This is a genomic window from Pseudooceanicola sp. LIPI14-2-Ac024 (assembly GCF_042188925.1).
Taxonomy (GTDB): domain Bacteria; phylum Pseudomonadota; class Alphaproteobacteria; order Rhodobacterales; family Rhodobacteraceae; genus Pseudooceanicola.
Map to the genome: position 1 here is coordinate 3,136,565 of NZ_CP170102.1, position 20,192 is coordinate 3,156,756.

The 20,192-nt window shown below is 69.2% G+C and carries 16 protein-coding genes and 1 pseudogene; 9 read left to right on the forward strand and 8 right to left on the reverse strand.

What is annotated here, in order from left to right; genetic code table 11:
* The first annotated feature begins 10 nt into the window (after positions 1-10).
* Positions 11-781, forward strand: a complete 771-nt coding sequence (locus tag ACE2AC_RS15410) for a cyclase family protein (protein ID WP_375688318.1) — start codon at positions 11-13, stop codon at positions 779-781.
* A gap of 227 nt (positions 782-1,008) precedes the next feature.
* Here ACE2AC_RS15410 and ACE2AC_RS15415 read toward each other — a convergent pair whose 3' ends face one another.
* Entirely contained in the window at positions 1,009-1,617 is a 609-nt protein-coding gene (locus tag ACE2AC_RS15415; protein WP_375688319.1) for an alpha-ketoglutarate-dependent dioxygenase AlkB, read from the reverse strand.
* 343 nt (positions 1,618-1,960) lie between these two features.
* Between ACE2AC_RS15415 and dnaK the strand changes: the two genes are divergently transcribed.
* The 3 genes from dnaK to radC all read left to right on the forward strand — a co-directional run bounded on the left by dnaK (position 1,961) and on the right by radC (position 6,075).
* Positions 1,961-3,874: a molecular chaperone DnaK gene (gene dnaK / locus ACE2AC_RS15420; RefSeq protein ID WP_375688320.1), complete on the forward strand. Its 1,914-nt coding sequence runs from the start codon at positions 1,961-1,963 to the stop codon at positions 3,872-3,874.
* A gap of 79 nt (positions 3,875-3,953) precedes the next feature.
* Positions 3,954-5,099: a molecular chaperone DnaJ gene (gene dnaJ, locus ACE2AC_RS15425; RefSeq protein WP_375688321.1), complete on the forward strand. Its 1,146-nt coding sequence runs from the start codon at positions 3,954-3,956 to the stop codon at positions 5,097-5,099.
* Between the two features lie 235 nt (positions 5,100-5,334).
* Entirely contained in the window at positions 5,335-6,075 is a 741-nt protein-coding gene (radC, locus tag ACE2AC_RS15430) for a DNA repair protein RadC (RefSeq protein WP_375688322.1), read from the forward strand.
* A 61-nt stretch (positions 6,076-6,136) separates the two neighbouring features.
* Here the strand turns inward: radC and ACE2AC_RS15435 are convergent, their stop codons facing one another.
* From ACE2AC_RS15435 to ACE2AC_RS15450, 4 genes are all read right to left on the reverse strand, one after another.
* Positions 6,137-6,838 carry a helix-turn-helix transcriptional regulator gene (locus ACE2AC_RS15435; protein ID WP_375688323.1) on the reverse strand — a complete coding sequence of 234 codons (702 nt, stop codon included), beginning with the start codon at positions 6,836-6,838 and terminating at the stop codon, positions 6,137-6,139.
* On the reverse strand, positions 6,839-7,204 hold the full coding sequence (locus ACE2AC_RS15440; RefSeq protein ID WP_375688324.1) for a VOC family protein: 366 nt from the start codon (positions 7,202-7,204) through the stop codon (positions 6,839-6,841).
* Positions 7,205-7,292: 88 nt separating this feature from the next.
* Complete coding sequence (locus ACE2AC_RS15445) at positions 7,293-8,051, reverse strand: hydroxypyruvate isomerase family protein (protein WP_375688325.1); 759 nt, start codon at positions 8,049-8,051, stop codon at positions 7,293-7,295.
* A 100-nt stretch (positions 8,052-8,151) separates the two neighbouring features.
* The gene (locus ACE2AC_RS15450; protein WP_375688326.1) at positions 8,152-8,760 is read right to left on the reverse strand and encodes a DUF1285 domain-containing protein; all 609 of its coding nucleotides are present in this window, start codon (positions 8,758-8,760) and stop codon (positions 8,152-8,154) included.
* A gap of 54 nt (positions 8,761-8,814) precedes the next feature.
* Between ACE2AC_RS15450 and ACE2AC_RS15455 the strand changes: the two genes are divergently transcribed.
* From ACE2AC_RS15455 to ACE2AC_RS15470, 4 genes and pseudogenes are all read left to right on the forward strand, one after another.
* On the forward strand, positions 8,815-9,840 hold the full coding sequence (locus ACE2AC_RS15455; protein WP_375688327.1) for an AAA family ATPase: 1,026 nt from the start codon (positions 8,815-8,817) through the stop codon (positions 9,838-9,840).
* The gene (locus tag ACE2AC_RS15460; protein WP_375688328.1) at positions 9,837-10,712 is read left to right on the forward strand and encodes a DUF58 domain-containing protein; all 876 of its coding nucleotides are present in this window, start codon (positions 9,837-9,839) and stop codon (positions 10,710-10,712) included. Before ACE2AC_RS15455 ends, ACE2AC_RS15460 begins: the two co-directional genes overlap by 4 nt.
* A pseudogene (locus ACE2AC_RS15465) lies at positions 10,709-13,524 on the forward strand (DUF4159 domain-containing protein). Before ACE2AC_RS15460 ends, ACE2AC_RS15465 begins: the two are co-directional and overlap by 4 nt.
* The gene (locus ACE2AC_RS15470) at positions 13,521-15,575 is read left to right on the forward strand and encodes a hypothetical protein (protein WP_375688329.1); all 2,055 of its coding nucleotides are present in this window, start codon (positions 13,521-13,523) and stop codon (positions 15,573-15,575) included. Before ACE2AC_RS15465 ends, ACE2AC_RS15470 begins: the two are co-directional and overlap by 4 nt.
* On the opposite strand, the gene ACE2AC_RS15475 is transcribed toward ACE2AC_RS15470, so the two are convergent.
* From ACE2AC_RS15475 to ACE2AC_RS15485, 3 genes are all read right to left on the reverse strand, one after another.
* Positions 15,572-16,879, reverse strand: a complete 1,308-nt coding sequence (locus tag ACE2AC_RS15475; RefSeq protein ID WP_375688330.1) for an RsmB/NOP family class I SAM-dependent RNA methyltransferase — start codon at positions 16,877-16,879, stop codon at positions 15,572-15,574. The two genes, ACE2AC_RS15470 and ACE2AC_RS15475, sit on opposite strands and share 4 nt — an antisense overlap.
* A gap of 84 nt (positions 16,880-16,963) precedes the next feature.
* Positions 16,964-17,866 carry a rhodanese-related sulfurtransferase gene (locus tag ACE2AC_RS15480; RefSeq protein ID WP_375688331.1) on the reverse strand — a complete coding sequence of 301 codons (903 nt, stop codon included), beginning with the start codon at positions 17,864-17,866 and terminating at the stop codon, positions 16,964-16,966.
* Positions 17,867-17,920: 54 nt separating this feature from the next.
* The gene (locus tag ACE2AC_RS15485; RefSeq protein ID WP_375688332.1) at positions 17,921-18,460 is read right to left on the reverse strand and encodes an NADPH-dependent FMN reductase; all 540 of its coding nucleotides are present in this window, start codon (positions 18,458-18,460) and stop codon (positions 17,921-17,923) included.
* Between the two features lie 224 nt (positions 18,461-18,684).
* On the opposite strand from ACE2AC_RS15485, the gene ACE2AC_RS15490 reads away from it, so the two are divergent.
* Positions 18,685-20,118, forward strand: a complete 1,434-nt coding sequence (locus ACE2AC_RS15490) for an alanine/glycine:cation symporter family protein (RefSeq protein ID WP_375688333.1) — start codon at positions 18,685-18,687, stop codon at positions 20,116-20,118.
* Positions 20,119-20,192: the final 74 nt, after the last annotated feature.

A 20,192-nucleotide genomic window follows, 5' to 3' on the forward strand; every position in this document is an offset into this window, starting at 1 on the left:
AGGACGTTCCATGAAACTCATCGACCTCGCGCGCGCGCTCGAGAACACGACCTATGCCGATCCGCCGGGGCTTCATCCGACGATCGACTACCAGGGCCACCAGGACACGGCAGAGCAGATCCTCGGGTTCTTTCCGGGCGTGGCAAGGGACGATCTGCCCGGCGGCGAAGGCTGGGCGGTGGAGCGGGTCCAGCTTTCCACCCACAACGGCACCCACCTCGACGCGCCTTATCACTACCATTCCACCATGGACGGCGGGCAGCGCGCGATCACCATCGACGAGGTGCCGCTGGAGTGGTGCATCGGGCGCGGGGTAATGCTCGACTTCCGCCACCTGCCGGACGGGCACGTGGTGACGGCGGACGAGGTCGCGGCCGAGTTCGCGCGCATCGGCCACGACCTGCAGCCCGGCGACATCGTCCTGGTCAACACCGCCGCCGGGGCCGCCTACGGCACGCCCGCCTACGTGGCCACGGGCTGCGGCATCGGGAAAGAGGCGACCTGCTGGATGACCGAACGCGGGATGCGCGTCTGCGGCACCGATGCCTGGAGCTGGGACGCGCCTTTCGTCCACACCGCGAAGAAGGTGGCCGAGACCGGGGATGCCGGGCTGATCTGGGAAGGCCACCGCGCCGGCATGGTGCGCGGCTACTGCCACATGGAAAAGCTGGGCAACCTCGAGGCACTCCCCGCCACCGGGTTCGAGGTCCAGTGCTTCCCGGTCAAGATCAAGGGCGCCAGCGCCGGCTGGTGCCGCCCGGTGGCCATCCTGCGCGAATGACCGGGCGGGGCTCCGGCCCCGCGCGCCCCCTCAACCAACCGCCACGCCGGCTGCGTGTCCGCATGCACCTGCGCCCCTCGCGATCAACCGCCCCGCGGGCTGCGTGCTCGCATGCACCCGCGCCGCTCTCAATCAACCACCCGTAGGGTGCGTGCTCACACGCACCTGTACCCGCACAACCACCCGTAGGGTGCGTGCTCGCACGCACCATCCACCCCACCCCCCCCTCAATCCACCACTCGCAGCGTCAGGTTCACCCGACCACCGTCGCTCAGCAGCGTCGACGACCCGAACCGCACCTTGTCGATCCCGTGGTGCACCAGCCGGGCGTCGCCGCCGATCACGCAGACATCCCCCGACCGCAGCCAGACTGATTCTGTCGTCCCGCCGCGGTCGACGCTGCCGATCCGGAACCGCGCCTCGTCCCCGAGCGAGATCGACAGCACCGGCCACGAGAAATCGGCCTCGTCCCGGTCCTGGTGCAGGCCCATCTTCGCCCCCTCGCGGTAGTAGTTCACCAGGCAGCAATCCGGCATCCGCTCGGCGCTGACCCGCGCCCGCCAGACCGCCAGCACCGACTCGGGGATCGGCGGCCAGTCCACGCCCGAGGGGTGGCGGCGTTCATAGCGATAGCCGCGCCGGTCCGAGTACCAGCCGTATGTCCCGGCCGAGGTCATGGCGACCGACATCTTCTTGCCGAACCGGGTCTCGGGCGAAAAGAGCGGCGCCGCGCGCACCACCTCGCGCAGGTCGGCCAGCATCGCCTCCTGCGCCGGGCGGTCGAGCGCACCTTGCCAGATCTCGACCCCGCGCAGGATCAGCGGCGCGTCAGTCATCGGCGGTCGTCCGGGCAGGGCAGGGGCGGGCATGGTCCATGGCCCCGTTATGCCGCCTCGCACGGTCGCTGGAAACCTCCCGCGGGCGCGCGCCGGGCCGGCCGGCTGCCACCGCATCGGGCAGGGCTGTGACGCGCTTGCCCGATGCCTCGCTTTTTGCCGATGCCGCCGCGCAAGGCCGCTTGCAGCCCCAAAGCCCCATTCCTATATACCCCCCGAAGCGTGGCGGACAGGGCAGCAGGCCCCGCGCAGGGCCCTGGCACTGGCCGCCGCATCAATCCGGGTGCGGATGCCGTCTGGGTCCGACACCCGTTCATCGCCTGAATCGAAAGGGATCGAAAACATGTCGAAAGTGATCGGTATCGACCTCGGGACCACCAACTCCTGCGTCGCCATCATGGATGGCTCGCAGCCCAAGGTCATCGAGAACTCCGAAGGGGCGCGCACGACCCCCTCCATCGTCGCATTCACCGACGAGGAACGCCTTGTCGGCCAGTCTGCCAAGCGGCAGGCCGTGACCAACCCGTCCAACACCATCTTCGGCGTCAAGCGCCTGATCGGCCGTCGGTTCGACGACGAGCATCTGGCCAAGGACAAGAAGAACCTGCCGTACAACGTCATCAACGGCGGCAACGGCGACGCGTGGGTCGAATCCAAGGGTGAGAAGTATTCGCCCTCCCAAATCTCCGCCTTCATCCTCGGCAAGATGAAGGAAACCGCCGAGAGCTACCTCGGCGAAGAAGTGACGCAGGCCGTCATCACCGTGCCCGCCTACTTCAACGACGCCCAGCGTCAGGCCACCAAGGACGCCGGCAAGATCGCCGGGCTCGAAGTACTGCGGATCATCAACGAACCGACCGCCGCCGCGCTCGCCTACGGCCTCGACAAGCAGGACAGCCACACCATCGCGGTCTATGACCTCGGCGGCGGCACCTTCGACGTTACCATCCTGGAAATCGACGACGGCCTCTTCGAGGTGAAATCGACCAACGGGGACACGTTCCTCGGCGGCGAAGACTTCGACATGCGCATCGTCAACTACCTGGCCGACGAGTTCAAAAAGGAACACAACGTCGACCTGACCCAGGACAAGATGGCGCTCCAGCGTCTGAAAGAGGCGGCCGAGAAAGCCAAGATCGAGCTGTCGAGCTCCTCCCAGACCGAGATCAACCAGCCGTTCATCTCGATGGGCGCCAACGGCCAGCCGCTGCACATGGTGATGAAGCTGACCCGCGCCAAGCTGGAAAGCCTCGTGTCGGACCTGATCAAGGCCTCGCTGAAGCCCTGCCAGGCCGCGCTGAAGGATGCCGGCCTCTCGACCTCGGACGTGGACGAAGTTGTCCTCGTCGGCGGCATGACCCGCATGCCCAAGGTCGTCGAGGAAGTGACCAAGTTCTTCGGGAAAGAGCCCCACAAGGGCGTGAACCCCGATGAGGTCGTGGCACTGGGTGCCGCCATCCAGGCCGGCGTGCTGCAGGGTGACGTGAAGGACGTGGTCCTGCTCGACGTGACCCCGCTGTCGCTGGGGATCGAGACGCTGGGCGGTGTCTTCACCCGCCTGATCGACCGCAACACGACGATCCCGACCAAGAAGTCCCAGGTCTTCTCGACCGCCGAGGACAACCAGAACGCGGTGACCATCCGGGTCTTCCAGGGTGAACGCGAGATGGCGGCCGACAACAAGATGCTCGGCCAGTTCAACCTCGAGGACATCCCCCCGGCCCCGCGCGGGATGCCGCAGATCGAAGTGACCTTCGACATCGACGCCAACGGCATCGTGTCGGTCGGTGCCAAGGACAAGGGCACCAACAAAGAACAGAAGATCACCATCCAGGCATCCGGTGGCCTCTCGGACGAGGACATCGATCGCATGGTCAAGGACGCCGAGGAGAACGCCGAGGCGGACAAGGCCCGCAAGGAGCTGGTGGAAGCCAAGAACCAGGCGGAAAGCCTGATCCATTCGACCGAGAAGGCGGTCGAGGAACATGGCGACAAGGTCGACCCGTCGACCGTCGAAGCCATCGAACTCGCCATCGCCGCGCTGAAGGACGAGCTGGAAACCGACAATGCCGACAAGATCAAGTCGGGCATCCAGAACGTGACCGAAGCCTCCATGCGTCTCGGCGAAGCGATCTACAAGGCGCAGTCCGAAAGCGGATCCGACGACGAGCCGCAGGCGGCCGATTCGTCGCCGTCGGATGACGACGACATCGTCGACGCCGATTTCGAGGACCTGGACGACAACAAGCGTGCCTGAGACGCGCGCGGGAACCTCTGGGGCCGGTCCGTCACTGGCGGGCCGGCCCTCAACGTTCCCGGAAAGGGGGACCCCCTGAATGTCTAAACGCGACTATTACGACACGTTGGGCGTGGCCAAGGGTGCCACGGCCGACGAGATCAAGAAGGCCTACCGCAAGAAGGCCAAGGAACTTCACCCCGACCGCAACAGCGACAACCCGGATGCCGAGTCCCAGTTCAAGGAAGTGAACGAGGCCTACGATGTCCTGAAGGATGCGGACAAGAAGGCGGCCTATGACCGCTTCGGTCACGCGGCCTTTGAAAACGGCATGGGCGGTGGCCCGCGGGGCGGCCCGCGCGGCGCGCAGGGCGATTTCGCTTCCGCCTTCTCGGACGTGTTCGACGACCTCTTCGGCGACTTCATGGGCCAGCGCGGCGCCGGTGGCCGGCAGCGCGCGGCGCGCGGGTCGGACCTGCGCTACAACCTGCGCGTCACGCTCGAGGAAGCCTACGGCGGCCTGCAGAAGACGATCAACGTGCCGACCTCGGTCCAGTGCACGTCGTGCAACGGCTCGGGCGCCGAGGGCGGGGCCGAACCGATCACCTGCCCGACCTGTTCGGGCATGGGCAAGGTGCGGGCGCAGCAGGGCTTCTTCACGGTGGAACGGACCTGCCCGGCCTGCTCGGGCCTCGGCCAGATCATCCAGAACCCGTGCAAGACCTGCCATGGCCAGGGCCGCGTCGAACGCGACCGCTCGCTGTCGGTGAACATCCCCGCCGGGGTCGAGACCGGCACCCGCATCCGCCTCGCCGGAGAGGGCGAAGCCGGGATGCGCGGCGGCCCGTCGGGCGATCTCTACATTTTCATCGAGGTCGCCAAGCACAAGATCTTCGAGCGCGAGGGCACCAACCTCTACTGCCGCGTCCCGGTCTCGATGACCAAGGCGGCGCTTGGCGGTGACATCGAGGTGCCGACGATCGACGGCGGACGCTCCCGCGTGAAGATCCCCGAGGGCAGCCAGTCCGGCCGCCAGATGCGCCTGCGCGGCAAGGGCATGCCCGCCCTGCGCGGCGGCGCGGCGGGCGACATGTTCATCGAGCTGGCGGTGGAAACGCCGGTCAACCTCACCTCGCGCCAGAAGGAGCTTCTGCGCGAGTTCGAGGGCCACAGCGACGAGAACAACCCCGAGAGCAAGAACTTCTTCTCTTCCGTGAAGGGCTTCTGGGACTCGATGAAGGGGTGAAAACCCGAACCTGCGCCCCTTGGGCGCTGGCGGAACGTCCAGTGGACGTTCCGGGGTTTTCACGGGCGGAGCCCAGGGCACGGGCGAAGCCCCGGTGACGAACCCGGGCCCGCAGGGCCCGGGCGGCGCTCCAAGGACAGCATACGAAAAGGCGTCCCCACCCGGGGGCGCCTTTCTTCGTTTCGCCCCGGCCTCCGTTAACCCCTCGCTAACCATCCCGCGCGATCCTGAGGGCATGACGCGGACACGATCCCTGCAGGAAGCCCCCTCGCTCTTCCCCGACGCCGAAGTGGCTGGCGTGCGGCCGTCCTACATCAAGGACCATCGCCAGCGTCTGCGGGATCGCCTTCTGCAAGGCGGGTCCGACGCCATGCCGGACTACGAGCTTCTCGAGATGGTCCTCTTCCGGGCCAATGCCCGGGCCGACATGAAGCCGCTTGGCCGCCGCCTGCTTGACACCTTCGGTGACTTCAACGGGGTGATCACGGCGCCCCCCGACCGGCTGCGGCAGGTTTCGGGCGTCGGCGACTCGGTCATTGCCGAGCTGAAGCTGATCGAGGCCGCGGCGCAGCGGCTGGCCCGGTCCCGCATCCTGCAGCGCCCGGTCATCACCTCCTGGGCCGCCCTCATCGACTACTGCCACACCGCCCTGGCGCACCTCGAGACCGAGCAGTTCCGCATCCTCTTCCTCGACCGCAAGAACGTGCTGATCGCGGACGAGGCGCAGGGCAGGGGCACCGTCGACCACGTCCCGGTCTACCCGCGCGAGGTGGTCAAGCGCGCGCTCGACCTGAATGCCTCGGCCCTGATCATGGTGCACAACCACCCGTCGGGCGATCCCACGCCCAGCCAGGCCGACATCGACATGACCGGCCAGATCCAGGCCGCCCTCGCCACCGTGTCGATCACCGTCCACGACCACATCATCATCGGCAAGTCGACCGAACTCAGTTTCCGGTCGGAAGGGTATCTCTAGGATCGCCGCAGGCGGCGATGCCTCCGGCGGGAGTTTTTCCGGCAAGATGAAGCAGAGGGTGTCACCCCCTGTCAGGGATATGACCGAGCCGCCGCTCGCGTTCGTAGAAGGCGGCGGCGCTTTTCGCGCGTTCCGGGCGGAAGGTGCCGTCGGGCGTCATCGCGTGGATCCGGTCGACGCGGAAGGTGCGGAAATCGTCGCGCAGCTCGCACCAGGCCAGCAGGGTCCAGACCTTGCCCCAGAAGAACAGCGCCAGCGGCCGGACGGGGCGGTCGGTCGCGCGCTCGGCCTCGTCGACATAGGCCAGCACCAGCCGGGTACGCGCGTTGCAGGCGGCGTCCAGTCGGTCGAGCCGGGCGCGCATCTCGGGCGTCATGCCGCTGGCGCCGACGGCGTGGACCTGCACCGCCTCGGCCCGGGCGCGGGCGGTGTCGGGGATCACCTCGTTGATCTTGACCAGCGCCTCCTCGGCGGCGCCCGCCATCGCGGTGCCGCCCCAGGCCCGCAGCAGCCGCGCGCCCGCGACCAGCGCCGCGATCTCGTCGTTGGTGAACATCAGCGGCGGCATGTCGTAGCCCTGCCGCATGACATAGCCGACGCCGGCCTCGCCCTCGATCGGCACGCCCGAGGCGATCAGGTCGGCCACGTCGCGGTAGATCGTCCGGGTCGAGACCTCCAGCCGGTCGGCCAGGGCCGCGGCGGTGACCAGCCGACCGCCCCGCAGATACTGCACGATCTGGAAGAGGCGGTCGGCCCTGCGCATTCAGGCGGCCTTCGCGGGTTCGAAGAGGCCGATGGAATTGCCGTCCGGGTCCTCGATGTAGGTGAACCGCCCCGCCGGGATCTCGATCGGGCCGTAGAGCACCTTGGCCCCGGCGATCTTGGCGCGGTCGGTGGCGGCGGGCAGGGCGTCGGGGATCGCCAGGTGCACGGTCGGCCCGGCGCCCGGCGTGCCCGGATAGAGGTGGCCGCCGGTGGCGCCCTCAACATTGCCGAAGATCGCCATCGGGTTCGGGCCGGAGTCGTCCAGTGTCAGGGACCAGCCGAACACGTCGTTGTAGAAGCTCATTGCTTTCTGCATGTCCTTGACCGGGATTTCGGTCCAGACAACAAAGGGTTGGGTCGTCATCGCTCATCTCCTATGCTGAGGTCGATGATGTCAGCATGTCATACCCCTGCTGACAGCCTCCTGTCAGCACCCTGCACTCCTTTGGGGATCAGCGTTTCGGCAGCCAGCCAAGCCCGGCCGCGGTGTCGCCCGCCGGGTGGTATTCCGCGCTGACGAAGCCGTCGTAGCCGTCGGCCGCGACCCTGTCGAAAAAGGCGGGATAGTCGAATGGCCCGGCCACCGGTTCGTGCCGGTCCGGCAGACCAGCGACCTGGATGTGCCGGGCGCGCGCGCCGTGCTCGGCCCAGGCCGCCATCGCGTCGCCGGTGATCTTCTGCGCGTGGTAGGCATCGAACTGCAGCGCCACGTTCGGCATCGCGACGGCATCGAGGATCTCGGCCGCCAGCCCGTAATCCGACAGGAAGTAGCCCGGCATGTCCTCCTGGTTGATCGGCTCGATCGTCAGCAGGAGGTCGGGCGCCGCCTGCGCCGCCGCACGCAGGTTGGCGACGAAGGTGTCCCGCGCCTCTGCCCCGTCGGCATTGCCGGCCATCACGTGCAGGCAGCGCGGCTTCAGCGCCTCGGCATAGCGCAGCACCCGGCGAAAATCGTACTGGAACCGCTGCTCGCCCCCCGGCACCGCCGCAAAGCCGCGGGCCCCGCCGGTGTAGTTCGGCGGCGGCGCGTTGATCAGCACCATCGGCAGCCCGGTGAGCGCCAGCGCCCGGGTCAGATCGGGCACCGGCACGTCGTAGGGAAACAGCACCTCGACCCCGTCGAACCCCGCCTCGGCCGCCGCCAGGATCCGGTCGGCGATCGGCAGGTCCTTGAACAGAAAAGATATATTGGCCGCAAATCTTATCATCATCGTCCCGCAAGCGAAGCTGGGCCATACGGTAGAGATGGCTTTGCGGCGACAACAAGGCCTGATTTGTGTCGAAACAATCTGTGCGAGAGCGAAAACGACCTCAGTCGCGCGGAAGGTCGGCCGCCGGGATGATCGGGAAGAAGGCGCCGCCCGACCAGACCCCGAACCAGCGCGTGCCTTCGTGCTCGGCCTCGGTGCCCAGCTCGACGATCCGGTAGAAACTCTTGCGGTCGATCAGGGCCTCCAGCCGGTCGCGCACCGTGACGTAGGGCGCGGGCTCGCCCGTTTCCGGGTCACGGTCCACCCGGATCGGGGTGTCCGGTCCGGCCACCGTGCGGTCGCCGACATTGGTCAGGAAGCTCAGCCGCTGGTCGCGGCCGGTGCCTTCGGCTTCCACGTCCACGGCGATGAAGGGCGCGTCCTCGACGACGATTCCCACCTTCTCGACCGGGGTCACCAGCACGTGCTGGTCGCCCTCCTTGCGCAGGATCGTGCTGAAGAGGCGGACAAGCTCCGGCCGGTTGATCGGGGTGCCCTCGTGGTACCAAGTGCCGTCGCGGGCGATGCGGATGTCGATTTCCCCGCTGTAATCGGGGGTCCACTTGTGGATCGGCGGCAGGCCGCCCGCCTTGGCCGCTGCACTGACGGAGGCAGCAATCGAAGAGGCAGAGGGTTTCACGTTCTTTTGTCCGTCCTTCGGTTTTGCCATTCCCGGCGAACAGCATACACTCGATATCAAATAGTCCCGTGCAGGAACATTCCCATGAGCGAATCCCCCGAATCCCTGAGCGAGGAAGACCTCGTCGTCGAGATCGAGAAGGTCGAGGCCAAGCTGGCCGAGGCGAAGACATCGATCACGAAACGCTTCATCGGCCAGGAACAGGTGGTGGACCTGACGCTGTCGGCGCTGCTCTGCGGCGGGCACGGGCTGCTGATCGGCCTGCCCGGCCTCGGCAAGACGCGGCTGGTCGAAACGCTCTCGACGGTGATGGGGCTGACGGGCAACCGGGTGCAGTTCACGCCCGACCTGATGCCGGCCGACATCCTCGGGTCCGAGGTGCTGGAAACCGCCGCGGACGGCAGCCGGTCCTTCCGGTTCCTCGAGGGGCCGATCTTCTGCCAACTGCTCATGGCGGACGAGATCAACCGCGCCTCGCCACGGACCCAGTCGGCGCTGCTGCAGGCGATGCAGGAGCGCCAGGTGACCGTCGCGGGCGAGGATCGCAGCCTCGGCGCGCCGTTCCACGTGCTGGCCACCCAGAACCCGATCGAGCAGGAGGGCACCTATCCCCTGCCCGAGGCACAGCTTGACCGCTTCCTCGTCCAGATTGACGTCATCTATCCCGACCGCGACACCGAACGCGCCATCCTCACCGCCACCACCGGCATCGAGGAGGAAGAGGCGCACGAGGTCTTCTCTGCGGCCGAACTGATCCATGCGCAGAAGCTGCTGCGCCGGATGCCCGTGGGCGAAACCGTGGTCGAGCAGATCCTCGACCTCGTCCGCGCCTGCCGCCCGGACGACCCCTCCGCGTCCCAGGTCGTGCGCGACACGGTGAACTGGGGCCCCGGCCCCCGCGCCGCGCAGGCGCTGATGATGACCGTGCGCGCCCGCGCCATGCTGCAGGGCCGCCTTGCCCCCTCGACCGAGGATGTCATCGCCATGGCGCGCCCGGTGCTGCAGCACCGGATGGGCCTCAACTTCGCCGCCCGCGCGCGCGGCGACAGCCTGCCCGACCTGATCGACCGAACCGCCGCCGCCATCACCCGGAGCGAGGCCGCCGCGTGAAAGAGCCCGTCGCCCTTCGTGGCCGGGCCGAGGCGGAGGCCGCCCGGCTTCCGCCCCTGCTGGCGCGGGCCGAGCACCTGGCAGGCACGGTCCTGCTGGGCGATCACGGCCGCCGCCGGGCCGGGCTGGGCGACGATTTCTGGCAATACCGCCCGGTGCAGCCGGGCGATCCCCTGCGCAGCATCGACTGGCGCCGCTCGGCGCGCGGCGACGACCGCTTCGTCCGCCAGCGCGAATGGCAGATCGCGCAGAGCGTCATGCTCTGGGTCGACCAGTCGGCCTCGATGCGCTTCACCTCGGACAAGGGCCTGCCGGACAAGGGCGAACGCGCCCGGCTGATCGCGCTGGCCACCGCCATCCTGCTGGTCCGCGGGGGCGAGAGGGTCGGGCTGACCGGCACCCTGCTGCCGCCGCGCCGGGGCAACAACCAGGTCCTGCGGCTGGCCGAATTCTTCACCCGCGACAGCGGCGAGGACTACGGCGTGCCGGAACACCGGGCGATGATCCCGAACGCCCGCGCGCTCTTCGTGTCGGATTTCCTCGGCAACGTGGACCAGCTCAAGCTGGCGCTGACCAAGGCCGCCGACCGCGGCGTGCGCGGTGTCCTCTTCCAGGTCCTCGATCCCAGCGAAGAGGCGTTTCCCTTCCAGGGCCGCACCATATTCGAAAGCATGGGCGGCGGCCTGCGGCACGAAACGCTCAAGGCCGGTGACCTGCGCGACCGTTACCGCGCCCGGCTGGCCGAACGGAAGGAAGAGCTGTCGCAGCTCTGCCTGCGCAGCGGCTGGCAGTTCCAGACCCACCACACCGACGCCTCGGCGCAGTCGGCGCTGCTCTGGATCTACCGGGCGCTCGACCGGGGGACGGGCTGATGATCCTCGGGCCCATCGGCTTCACCGCCCCCTGGCTGCTGCTCGGCCTGATCGCGCTGCCGATCCTCTGGATCATCCTGCGTGCCGTGCCGCCCGCACCGATCCGCCGCCGCTTTCCCGGCGTGGCGCTGCTGCTGGGCCTGACCGACGACGAAACCGTGACCGACCGCACGCCCTGGTGGCTGCTGCTGCTGCGCATGGTGGCCGTCGCCTGCCTGATCATCGGCCTCGCCGGCCCGGTCCTGAACCCCGAGGACGAGGCCGCCGGCGCCGGGCGCGGGCCGCTGCTGGTCGTGACTGACGGCAGCTGGGCCTCGGCGCAGGACTGGTCCGACCAGCAGGACAGCATCGACAGCCTGCTGGCCGAAGCCGCGCGCCAGGGCCGCACCGCCGCCGTCGTCCGCCTGACCGCGCCGGAACAGCCGATCTTCCAGTCGCCCGACGCCTGGCGCACCCGCCTGCCGGGGCTGGCCCCTCTGGCCTGGGCGCCGAACCCCGACGAGGTGCGCGCCTTCATCGACGGCCTGCCGGACGAGGATTTCGAAACCACCTGGTTCTCCGACGGGCTCGACCGCGACAGCCGCGCGGGCCTGCTGGCCGCCCTGCAGGATCACGGCCCGGTCCGCGTGTTCGAGGGCGGCGCCCCGGTGATGGGCCTGAAACCCGTGACGTTCGAGGATGGCGCCGTGACGGTCACCGCCCTGCGCGCCCTCGGCGGTGCCGAACGCGAGGTGCGGATCAACGCCCATGGGCTCGACCCGGCGGGCGCCATGCGGTTGCTCGACTCCGTCCCCCTGTCGTTCGAGGCGGGCGCGACCGAGGTGTCGGGCCAGATGAACCTGCCCGCCGAACTGCGCGCCCGCGTCACCCATTTCGACATCGGCGGCACCCGCACCGCGGGCGCCGTGGCGCTCACCGACGACAGCCTGCGCCGGCGCGAGATCGCGCTGATCGCGGGCCGCGAGGATCGCGAGGGCCTCGAACTGCTGTCGCCGTTGCACTACCTGCAGCGCGCGCTGGCTCCCAATGCCGACCTGCTGCACGGCGGGCTCGAAACCATCCTTCCCGCCAACCCGGACGTGATCGTGCTGGCCGACGTCGCCACCCTTTCCCCCGGCGAGGTCGACGGCCTGCTGGCCTGGATCGAGAACGGCGGCATGCTGCTGCGCTTTGCCGGGCCGCGGCTGGCGGCCAGCGATGTCTCCCGCGCCGAGGAGGATCCGCTGATGCCGGTCCGCTTGCGCGCGGGCGGCCGCAACGTCGGCGGCGCGATGAGCTGGGGGGAACCCAAGACGCTCGCCGCCTTCGATCAGGACACGCCCTTCGCGGGCCTGCCCGTGCCGTCCGACGTCACCGTTTCCTCGCAGGTCATGGCCCAGCCCGACCCGACCCTGGCCGACCGCGTGATCGCCCGGCTCTCGGACGGCACCCCGCTCGTCACCCGCAAGCGGATCGGCGAGGGGCAGGTCGTCCTATTCCACGTCTCGGCCAATGCCGAATGGTCGACCCTGCCGCTCTCGGGGCTCTTCGTGCAGATGCTGGAACGCCTCGCCGTGTCCTCCGCCACCACGCTGCCGGAGCCGGCCGACCTCAAGGGCACCACCTGGCGTCCGGTCCGCATCCTCTCGGCCACAGGCACGCTGGAACCGGCGGGCACCTTGCCGGGCGTCGATGGCCAGACGCTGATGACCGCGCCGCTTGGCCGTGACCTGCAGCCCGGTCTCTACGAGGGCGAGGATCGCCGCATCGCCCGCAACGTGCTGTCCGCCGACACCGTGCTCACCCCGACCAGCTGGCCCGCCTCCGTCCCGGTCGAGGGGCTCGCGCGGGAAGAGGAACTGCCGCTCGGCGGCTGGCTCCTCGGCGCGGCGCTCGTGCTGATGATGGCCGACATCCTCGCCTCGCTCGCGCTTTCGGGCCGCCTGTCGGGCCCGCGCGGCGTCACCGCCGCCAGCGCGCTGCTGGCCGCGGCGCTGCTGGCCGTGCCCGCCCCCGGTGCCCGCGCGCAGGATACCGCCGCCCCCGCCGAAGAGGCGCCGGCCGAAAGCAGCGAAGAGATCGCCCGCGCCATCGCCGCCACCGCCGAGGTCGTGCTGGCCCACGTGATGACCGGCAACCGCCAGGTCGACGACCTGGCCCAGGCCGGGCTGCGCGGGCTGTCGGAAACGCTTTATTTCCGCACCTCGGTCGAACCGGCAGAACCGATGGGCGTGAACCTCGAAACCGACGAGCTGTCGTTCTACCCCTTCCTCTACTGGCCGGTCACCCCCGACCAGCCGACGCCCTCGGACGCGGCCTATGCCAAGCTGAACGACTACCTGCGCACCGGCGGCATGATCCTCTTTGACACGCGCGACGCGGATATCGCCCGCTACGGCGCCGCCTCGCCCAACGGGCGCAAGCTGCAGCAGCTGGCCGCCCCCTCGACATTCCCCCGCTCGAGCCGGTGCCGACCGACCACGTGCTGACGCGGACCTTCTACCTGTTGCAGGACTTCCCCGGCCGCCACACCGGCGGTGAGCTCTGGGTCGAGGCCGCGCCGCCCGATGCCGAGCTGATCGAGGGGATGCCGTTCCGCAACCTCAACGACAACGTCACCCCGGTGGTGATCGGCGGCGGCGACTGGGCCTCGGCCTGGGCGGTCGATGACCGCGGCACCCCGATGGTGCAGGTCGGTCGCGGCTTTTCCGGCGAACGCCAGCGCGAGATCGCGTATCGCTTCGGCGTGAACCTCGTGATGCACGTGCTCACCGGCAACTACAAATCCGACCAGGTCCACGTGCCTGCGCTTCTCGACAGGCTGGGCCAATGACCGGCACGATCATCTTCGACCCGTTGCTGCCGCTGCCGTTGCTGATCGCGCTGGCCGCGCTCGCCGTGCTGGGCATCATCCTGGCGCTCTGGCGCGGCCTCTCGGGCTGGGCGCTGCGCGGCCTCGCGGCGCTCGTCGTGCTCGGCGCGCTCGCCGGTCCGGTCTTCCGGCAAGAGGACCGCGCCCCGCTGTCGGACATCGTGCTGCTGGTCGACGACCGCTCGGCCTCCCAGGCGCTGGCCGGCCGCCCGGGCCAGACCGACGCCGCCATTGCGGCGCTCGAGGGCCGCCTTGCCGCCCGCCCCAACACCGAGGTGCGGCGCGTCACCGTGCCGGACGGCGCCGACAACGCCGGGACCGAACTGATGACCGCCGTGTCCGAGGCCCTGGCGGAAGAGCCGAGCGCGCGGGTCGCGGGCACCATCATCGTCTCGGACGGCCGCCTGCACGATGTCGAACGCGCGCCCGACCTCTCCGCCCCCATGCACCTCATGCTGACGGGCGAACCCGAGGATTGGGACCGCCGGCTGGTGATCCGCAACGCGCCCGCCTTCGCCATCCTCGACGAACCCGTCACCCTGACCGTCCGGGTCGAGGACATGGGCGCCGCACCCGAGGCAAACGCGCAGGCCCCGCTCGACATCTCGATCGACGGCGGCGAGCCCGAGCGGTTCACCGTGCCCGTGGGCCAGGACATCGACCTGCCGATCACCCTGCCGCACGGCGGCCGCAACGTGATCCAGTTCTCGGTCCCCGAGGCCGAGGGTGAGCTGACCGACCGCAACAACTCGGCCCTTGTCCAGATGAACGGCGTTCGCGACCGGCTGCGCGTGCTGCTGGTGTCGGGCGAACCGCACGCGGGCGGGCGCACCTGGCGCAACCTGCTGAAATCCGACAGTTCCGTCGATCTCGTCCACTTCACCATCCTGCGCCCGCCGTCAAAGCAGGACGGCGTCCCGGTGTCCGAGCTGTCGCTGATCGCCTTCCCCACGCGCGAACTGTTCCTGGAAAAGATCGACGATTTCGACCTCATCATCTTTGACCGCTACAAGCGCCGTGGGATCCTGCCCTCGCTCTACCTCGACAACGTCCGCCAGTATGTCGAGAACGGTGGTGCGGTGCTGGTCGCCGCCGGTCCCGATTTCGCCTCGGCCGATTCCATCTACCGCTCGCCATTGGCCGAGATCCTGCCCGCCCGGCCAAGCGCCCGGGTGATCGAGCGGCCCTACCGGCCCGCCGTGACCGAGATGGGCAGCCGCCACCCGGTGACCGCCGGGCTGATCAACGAATGGGACGGCGACTGGGGCCGCTGGCTGCGCCAGATCGACGTCGCCCCGGTCGAGGGCCGCGGCCAGGTCGTCATGTCCGGGGTCGAGGATCGGCCGCTCCTGGTGCTGGACCGCGTGGGCGAGGGGCGCGTCGCGCTGCTCGCCTCTGACCACGCCTGGCTCTGGAGCCGCGGCTACGAGGGCGGCGGCCCGCAGCTCGAACTCCTCCGCCGCCTCGCGCACTGGATGATGAAGGAGCCGGAGCTGGAGGAAGAGGCGCTCTGGGCCGATCCCACCGGCCAGACCATGCGCATCATCCGCCGTACGCTCGAGGATTCGGTGCCGCCCGTCACCGTCACCACCCCCTCGGGCGAGACCGTCGAACTTGACCTGCAAGAGGTCAGCCCCGGCCGCTTCGAGACCCTCTGGCGGGGGCCCGAGATCGGTCTCTACCGCCTGCAGAACGGCGACCAGGAGGCGGTGATCGGCCTCGGCCCCGCCGCGCCCCGCGAATTCGAGGCGACGATTGCCAGCGGCGAAACCCTGCAACCGGTGATCGAAGAACTGCGCGGCGGGGTGATGACACTTTCCGATGGCATGCCCTCGATCCGCGACGTGCGCGCGGGCCGGCCCGCCGCCGGGCGCGGCTGGATCGGCCTGACCCCGCGCGAGGCCTACGTGACGCAGGACGTGACGCTGACAACCCTGCTGCCGCCGTGGCTGGTGCTGCTGCTGGCCTCGGGACTGATCATCGGCGCCTGGCTCAGGGAAGGGCGGCGCTAGGCCCCTGCCGGGGTCGCGCGCTGCAGCACCGCCGCAAAGAACCCGTCGGTGTCATGCCGCGCAGGCGTCAGTGACAGGAAGTCGGGATGGGCCGAGGGCAGGCCGGGCGCCACCTCAGCCAGCGGCACGACGGCGAACTCCGGATGCGTGTCCAGGAAGGCCGCCACCTGCGCCTCGTTCTCCGCGGTCAGCAGCGAACAGGTGGCATAGACCAGCCGCCCGCCCGGTTTCACCAGCCGCGCCGCGCTGGCGAGGATCCGGCCCTGCAGGGCGATGAGGCTGTCCAGTCCCGCCTCCTCCTCCGGCCGCCAGCGGGCGTCGGGATTGCGCCGCCAGGTGCCCGTCCCGCTGCAGGGCGCATCCACCAGCACGCGGTCGAACCCGCCCTTGTGACGTTTCACCCAGCGATCCGTCTCGCTGGCCAACAGCCGGGTCTCCGCGTTGTGCACGCCCGCCTTGCGGAACCGCTCCGTGGACCGCTTCAGCCGCCCCTCGTTCACGTCGCAGGCGACGATCCGGCCCTTGTTTGCCATCTGCGCCGCGATCGCCAGCGTCTTGCCCCCGGCCCCGGCGCAGAAATCCACCACCCGGTCGCCCGGCCCGGCACCGACCAAAAGCGCGACCAGCTGCGATCCCTCGTCCTGGATCTCGACCGCGCCGCTCTTCAGCGGGGCCACCCGGGCCAGCGACACCCGTTCACCGATCCGGATTCCCTGCGGTGCCATCCGCGCGGGCTCCGCCGGCAGGCCAAGGGCCGTCAATTCCCGCAGCATCTCCTCGCGCGTAGCCTTGAGCGTATTGACCCGCAGGTCCAGCGTCGGCGGCGTCAGCAGCGCCGCCATCTCGGCCTCGAATGCCGCGCCGAACCGGTCGCGCAGCGCCCCGGCCGCCCAGTCCGGGCACTCCAGCCGCACCTCGTCCGGCATGGCTGGATGCACCATGGTGCGCCCCTGCAGCTTTGCCACCAGCGCAGCCTCGTCCCCTGACAGCGGGGCAGGCGCGAATTTCGCCCCGGTGAACATCCGCTTCACCTGCTCGGTCGTTCGCCCCTCGCCCATCACCAGCCAGGCCAGCACCCGGTTGCGGGGCGTCTCGTCGCGGCCCTGGCTTTCCAGCCACCAGCCGATCCGCGCCCGGTGCCGCAGCAGCGCGTCGAGCAGGGCGAGCACGAAACCCCGGTCGGCATCCTCCATCTTGCGCCGTCCTCGCAGCCAGGCCGACACGACCGCATCCGCCGGCCGCGCGACGCGGTCGACCTCTCCGATCAGGTCCAGGGCAGCTTGCAGGCGAAGGGCAGGGGTCACGGCGGGATCACCAGGTTGACGGCGGGATGACGGCCTCTCTACCGGCCGCACCCGCCTTTGCAAACCGGCATCTTGCACCAGGGCTCAGCGCCCCAGGTGCACCTCGCCCCGTGCCGCGGCCAGGGCGATCTGGCGCTGGCGTTCGCGGAACCGGGCCTTGTCCGCGTCCGAGGTCTCGCCGATGCACTGGTGGCAGGACACGCCGTGCTCGTACTCCGACCGGTCGCGGTCCTCGGGCAGGATTGGCCGGCGGCAGGCATGGCAGAGTTCGTGCGGCCCCTCGGCCAGCCCGTGCCCGACGCTGACCCGCCCGTCGAAGACGAAACATTCGCCGTGCCAGAGGCTGTCCGCCTCGGGCACCTCCTCGAGGTATTTCAGGATCCCGCCCTTAAGGTGATAGACCTCCTCGACCCCCTGGCTCATCAGCCAGTTGGTGGATTTCTCGCAGCGGATGCCGCCGGTGCAGAACATCGCGATCCGCTTGTTGTGGAACCGCGCCTTGTTCGCCTCCCACCAGGCGGGGAAATCGCGGAAGCTCTCGGTTTCCGGGTCGACCGCGCCCTCGAAGGTGCCGATGGCCACTTCGTAATCGTTCCGCGTGTCGATCACCGCCACGTCCGGGGCCGAGATCAGGGCGTTCCAGTCGGCGGGCTCGACGTAATGCCCGACCTTGGCGCGGGGATCGACGTCGGGCTGGCCCATCGTCACGATCTCCTTCTTCAGCCGGACCTTCATCCGGCCGAACGGCATCGCGCTCGAGGTGCTTTCCTTCCATTCGAGGTCGGCGCAGCCGGGCAGGGCGCGGATATGCGCCAGCACCCGGTCGATGCCCTGGCGCGGCCCGGCGATGGTGCCATTGATCCCCTCGCCCGCGATCAGGAGCGACCCGCGCACGCCCTCGGCGTCGCAGAGCGCGCGCAGCGGGGCGCGCAGGCCATCCGGGTCATCGAACCGGGTGAAGTGATACAGGGCGGCAACGGTGAACATGCGCGCCAGATAAGGCCGCCGCGCCCCCGGCGCAAGCGGCCCGGGCGTCGCAGGTCAGGCGGCGCGGCGCACCGCCTCGGCCAGCATCTCAAGCTCTTTCGCCAACCGCTTGCGGGTGCGCTCGTCCTCGATCCGGCCGTCCGTCACCAGGTCGGACGACGACGCCACCGCCGCCTCGGGCCCGGTCAGGATCGCCGCGCCGATCACCGACAGCACCTGCCGCAGGTGATAATTCGCCAGCGCCCCGCCACGCAGCCCGATCGACTGCGACACCACCACGGTCGGCTTGCCGGAAAACGGCATCCCCGGCTCGGTCGAGATCCAGTCGAGCGCGTTCTTCAGCACGCCCGAGAACGACCGGTTGTACTCCGGCGTGACGATCAGCACGCCATCGGCGCCGCGCACCTTCTCGGCCAGGTCGATCACCACGCGGGGCGATCCGTCCTCCTTCAGGTCGGCGTTGTAGAGCGGCAGGTCCCCGATGCTCAGCCGCTCGATCTCCATCCCATCGGGGGCGAGTTCGATCAGCGTGTCCATCACGGCGCCAGAAAACGACGCGCGGCGCAACGAACCGACGAATCCCACGATCTTCATGCCTGTCTCCTGTCTGGTGCCGGCTCAGCTTAGCCGCGGGGCAGGGCGCTGCAACGGCCCCGGCGCGCGCCCGCCGTCCGCCGCGCCCGGATGCCCCCTGAAAGGCATGAATGTCACAAGGCCGTCGCATTTCCGCCGGTCTGCGGGATTCGGGTTACGGCCGGCCGCTACGTCAACTAGCCTCGGAAACGTGATTTGCCGTGAAACCAATAAGAGGCAACGCCATGGATTTCCTCAACTCCATCTTTGACCTGATCAACGATCTGACCTGGGGCTTTGCCCTGGTGCCCTTCCTCGTCGTGCTGGGCGTGTTCTTCACCATCACCTCGCGCTTCGTGCAGTTCCGCTACTTCAAGCGGATGTTCCGGGTGCTGGGGAACGATCCCGATGCCGATCCCAACCAGATCTCGGCCCGCGAGGCGCTGCTGGTGTCTGTCGGCGGGCGCGTCGGCGGCGGCAACATCGCCGGTGTCGCGGTCGCGATCACCGCGGGCGGTCCGGGGGCCGTGTTCTGGATGTGGGCCATCGCGCTGGTCGGCATGTGTTCGGCGCTGGTCGAATCGAGCCTCGCGCAGGTCTACAAGCGCACGACGCCCGAAGGCGATTACCGCGGCGGCCCGGCGCGGGCGATCATGCACGGCCTGGGCGAAAACTACCGCTGGCTGGCGGTGGTCTATTCGATCTGCCTGATCATGTCCTTCTCGATCGGCTTCAACGCCTTCCAGGGCAACACCGTCGCCGGCGCGGTCGAGGACAGCCTCGGCATCTCGCGCTACATCACCGGCGCCTTCCTGGTCGTCGCGGCCGGTTTCATCGTCTACGGCGGCATCCACCGGATCGCCAAGGCGGCTGACGTGATCATCCCGATCATGGCGCTTGGCTACCTCGGCATGGCGGCGATCGTCATCGTGATGAACATCACCGAGCTTCCGGCCGTCCTGGTCGACATCTTCGCCAACGCCTTCGGCTTCCGCGAGGCGGTGGCAGGCGGCATGGGCGCGGCCATCGCCAACGGCCTGCGCCGCGGGCTCTTCTCGAACGAGGCGGGGCTGGGCTCCGCCCCGAACGTCGCGGCCACGGCCTATGTCCGCCACCCGGTCAGCCAGGGGATCACGCAGAGCTTCTCGGTCTTCATCGACACCATCGTGATCTGTTCCTGCACCGCCTTCGTCATCCTGCTGGGTGACGTCTACGTGCCGGGGGCCGAGAACATCGACGGCGTCGCCCTGACCCAGCAGAGCATGGTCAGCCACGTCGGCTCCTGGGCGCAGTACTTCATGACCGCGGCGATCTTCCTCTTCGCCTTCTCGTCGATCATGTACAATTACTTCCTGGGGGAAAACGCTCTGACCTTCCTGACCGACGGGACCATGGCGGTGCAGATCCTGCGCGTCGTGGTGATGGCCATCGTCTTCCTCGGCGCGACGGCCCCGGGGGCCACGGCGGTGTTCAACTTCTCGGACCCGCTGATGGGGATCCTCGCCATCGTGAACCTCCTGGCGATCACCATGATGTTCCCGATCGCCGTGCGCCTGATCGACGACTTCGGCCAGCAGCTGAAGGCCGGGGTCAAGCGTCCGGTCTTCGACCCGGCCAAGTTCCCCGACCTCGACACCGACCCGTCCGCCTGGCCCGACGCGCCCGGCGCGCCGAAGTGATGCAAGACCGGCGGGGTGGGGCCTTGGCTCCACCCCGCCACCTGCACCGGGCCCGATCCGTTGAAATTGCCGCC

Coding starts and splice junctions, on each gene's coding strand:
- ACE2AC_RS15410 (WP_375688318.1), top strand. CDS start 11: ATGAAACTCATCGACCTCGCGCGCGCGCTCGAGAACACGACCTATGCC.
- ACE2AC_RS15415 (WP_375688319.1), bottom strand. CDS start 1,617: ATGACTGACGCGCCGCTGATCCTGCGCGGGGTCGAGATCTGGCAAGGT.
- dnaK (WP_375688320.1), top strand. CDS start 1,961: ATGTCGAAAGTGATCGGTATCGACCTCGGGACCACCAACTCCTGCGTC.
- dnaJ (WP_375688321.1), top strand. CDS start 3,954: ATGTCTAAACGCGACTATTACGACACGTTGGGCGTGGCCAAGGGTGCC.
- radC (WP_375688322.1), top strand. CDS start 5,335: ATGACGCGGACACGATCCCTGCAGGAAGCCCCCTCGCTCTTCCCCGAC.
- ACE2AC_RS15435 (WP_375688323.1), bottom strand. CDS start 6,838: ATGCGCAGGGCCGACCGCCTCTTCCAGATCGTGCAGTATCTGCGGGGC.
- ACE2AC_RS15440 (WP_375688324.1), bottom strand. CDS start 7,204: ATGACGACCCAACCCTTTGTTGTCTGGACCGAAATCCCGGTCAAGGAC.
- ACE2AC_RS15445 (WP_375688325.1), bottom strand. CDS start 8,051: ATGATGATAAGATTTGCGGCCAATATATCTTTTCTGTTCAAGGACCTG.
- ACE2AC_RS15450 (WP_375688326.1), bottom strand. CDS start 8,760: ATGGCAAAACCGAAGGACGGACAAAAGAACGTGAAACCCTCTGCCTCT.
- ACE2AC_RS15455 (WP_375688327.1), top strand. CDS start 8,815: ATGAGCGAATCCCCCGAATCCCTGAGCGAGGAAGACCTCGTCGTCGAG.
- ACE2AC_RS15470 (WP_375688329.1), top strand. CDS start 13,521: ATGACCGGCACGATCATCTTCGACCCGTTGCTGCCGCTGCCGTTGCTG.
- ACE2AC_RS15480 (WP_375688331.1), bottom strand. CDS start 17,866: ATGTTCACCGTTGCCGCCCTGTATCACTTCACCCGGTTCGATGACCCG.
- ACE2AC_RS15485 (WP_375688332.1), bottom strand. CDS start 18,460: ATGAAGATCGTGGGATTCGTCGGTTCGTTGCGCCGCGCGTCGTTTTCT.
- ACE2AC_RS15490 (WP_375688333.1), top strand. CDS start 18,685: ATGGATTTCCTCAACTCCATCTTTGACCTGATCAACGATCTGACCTGG.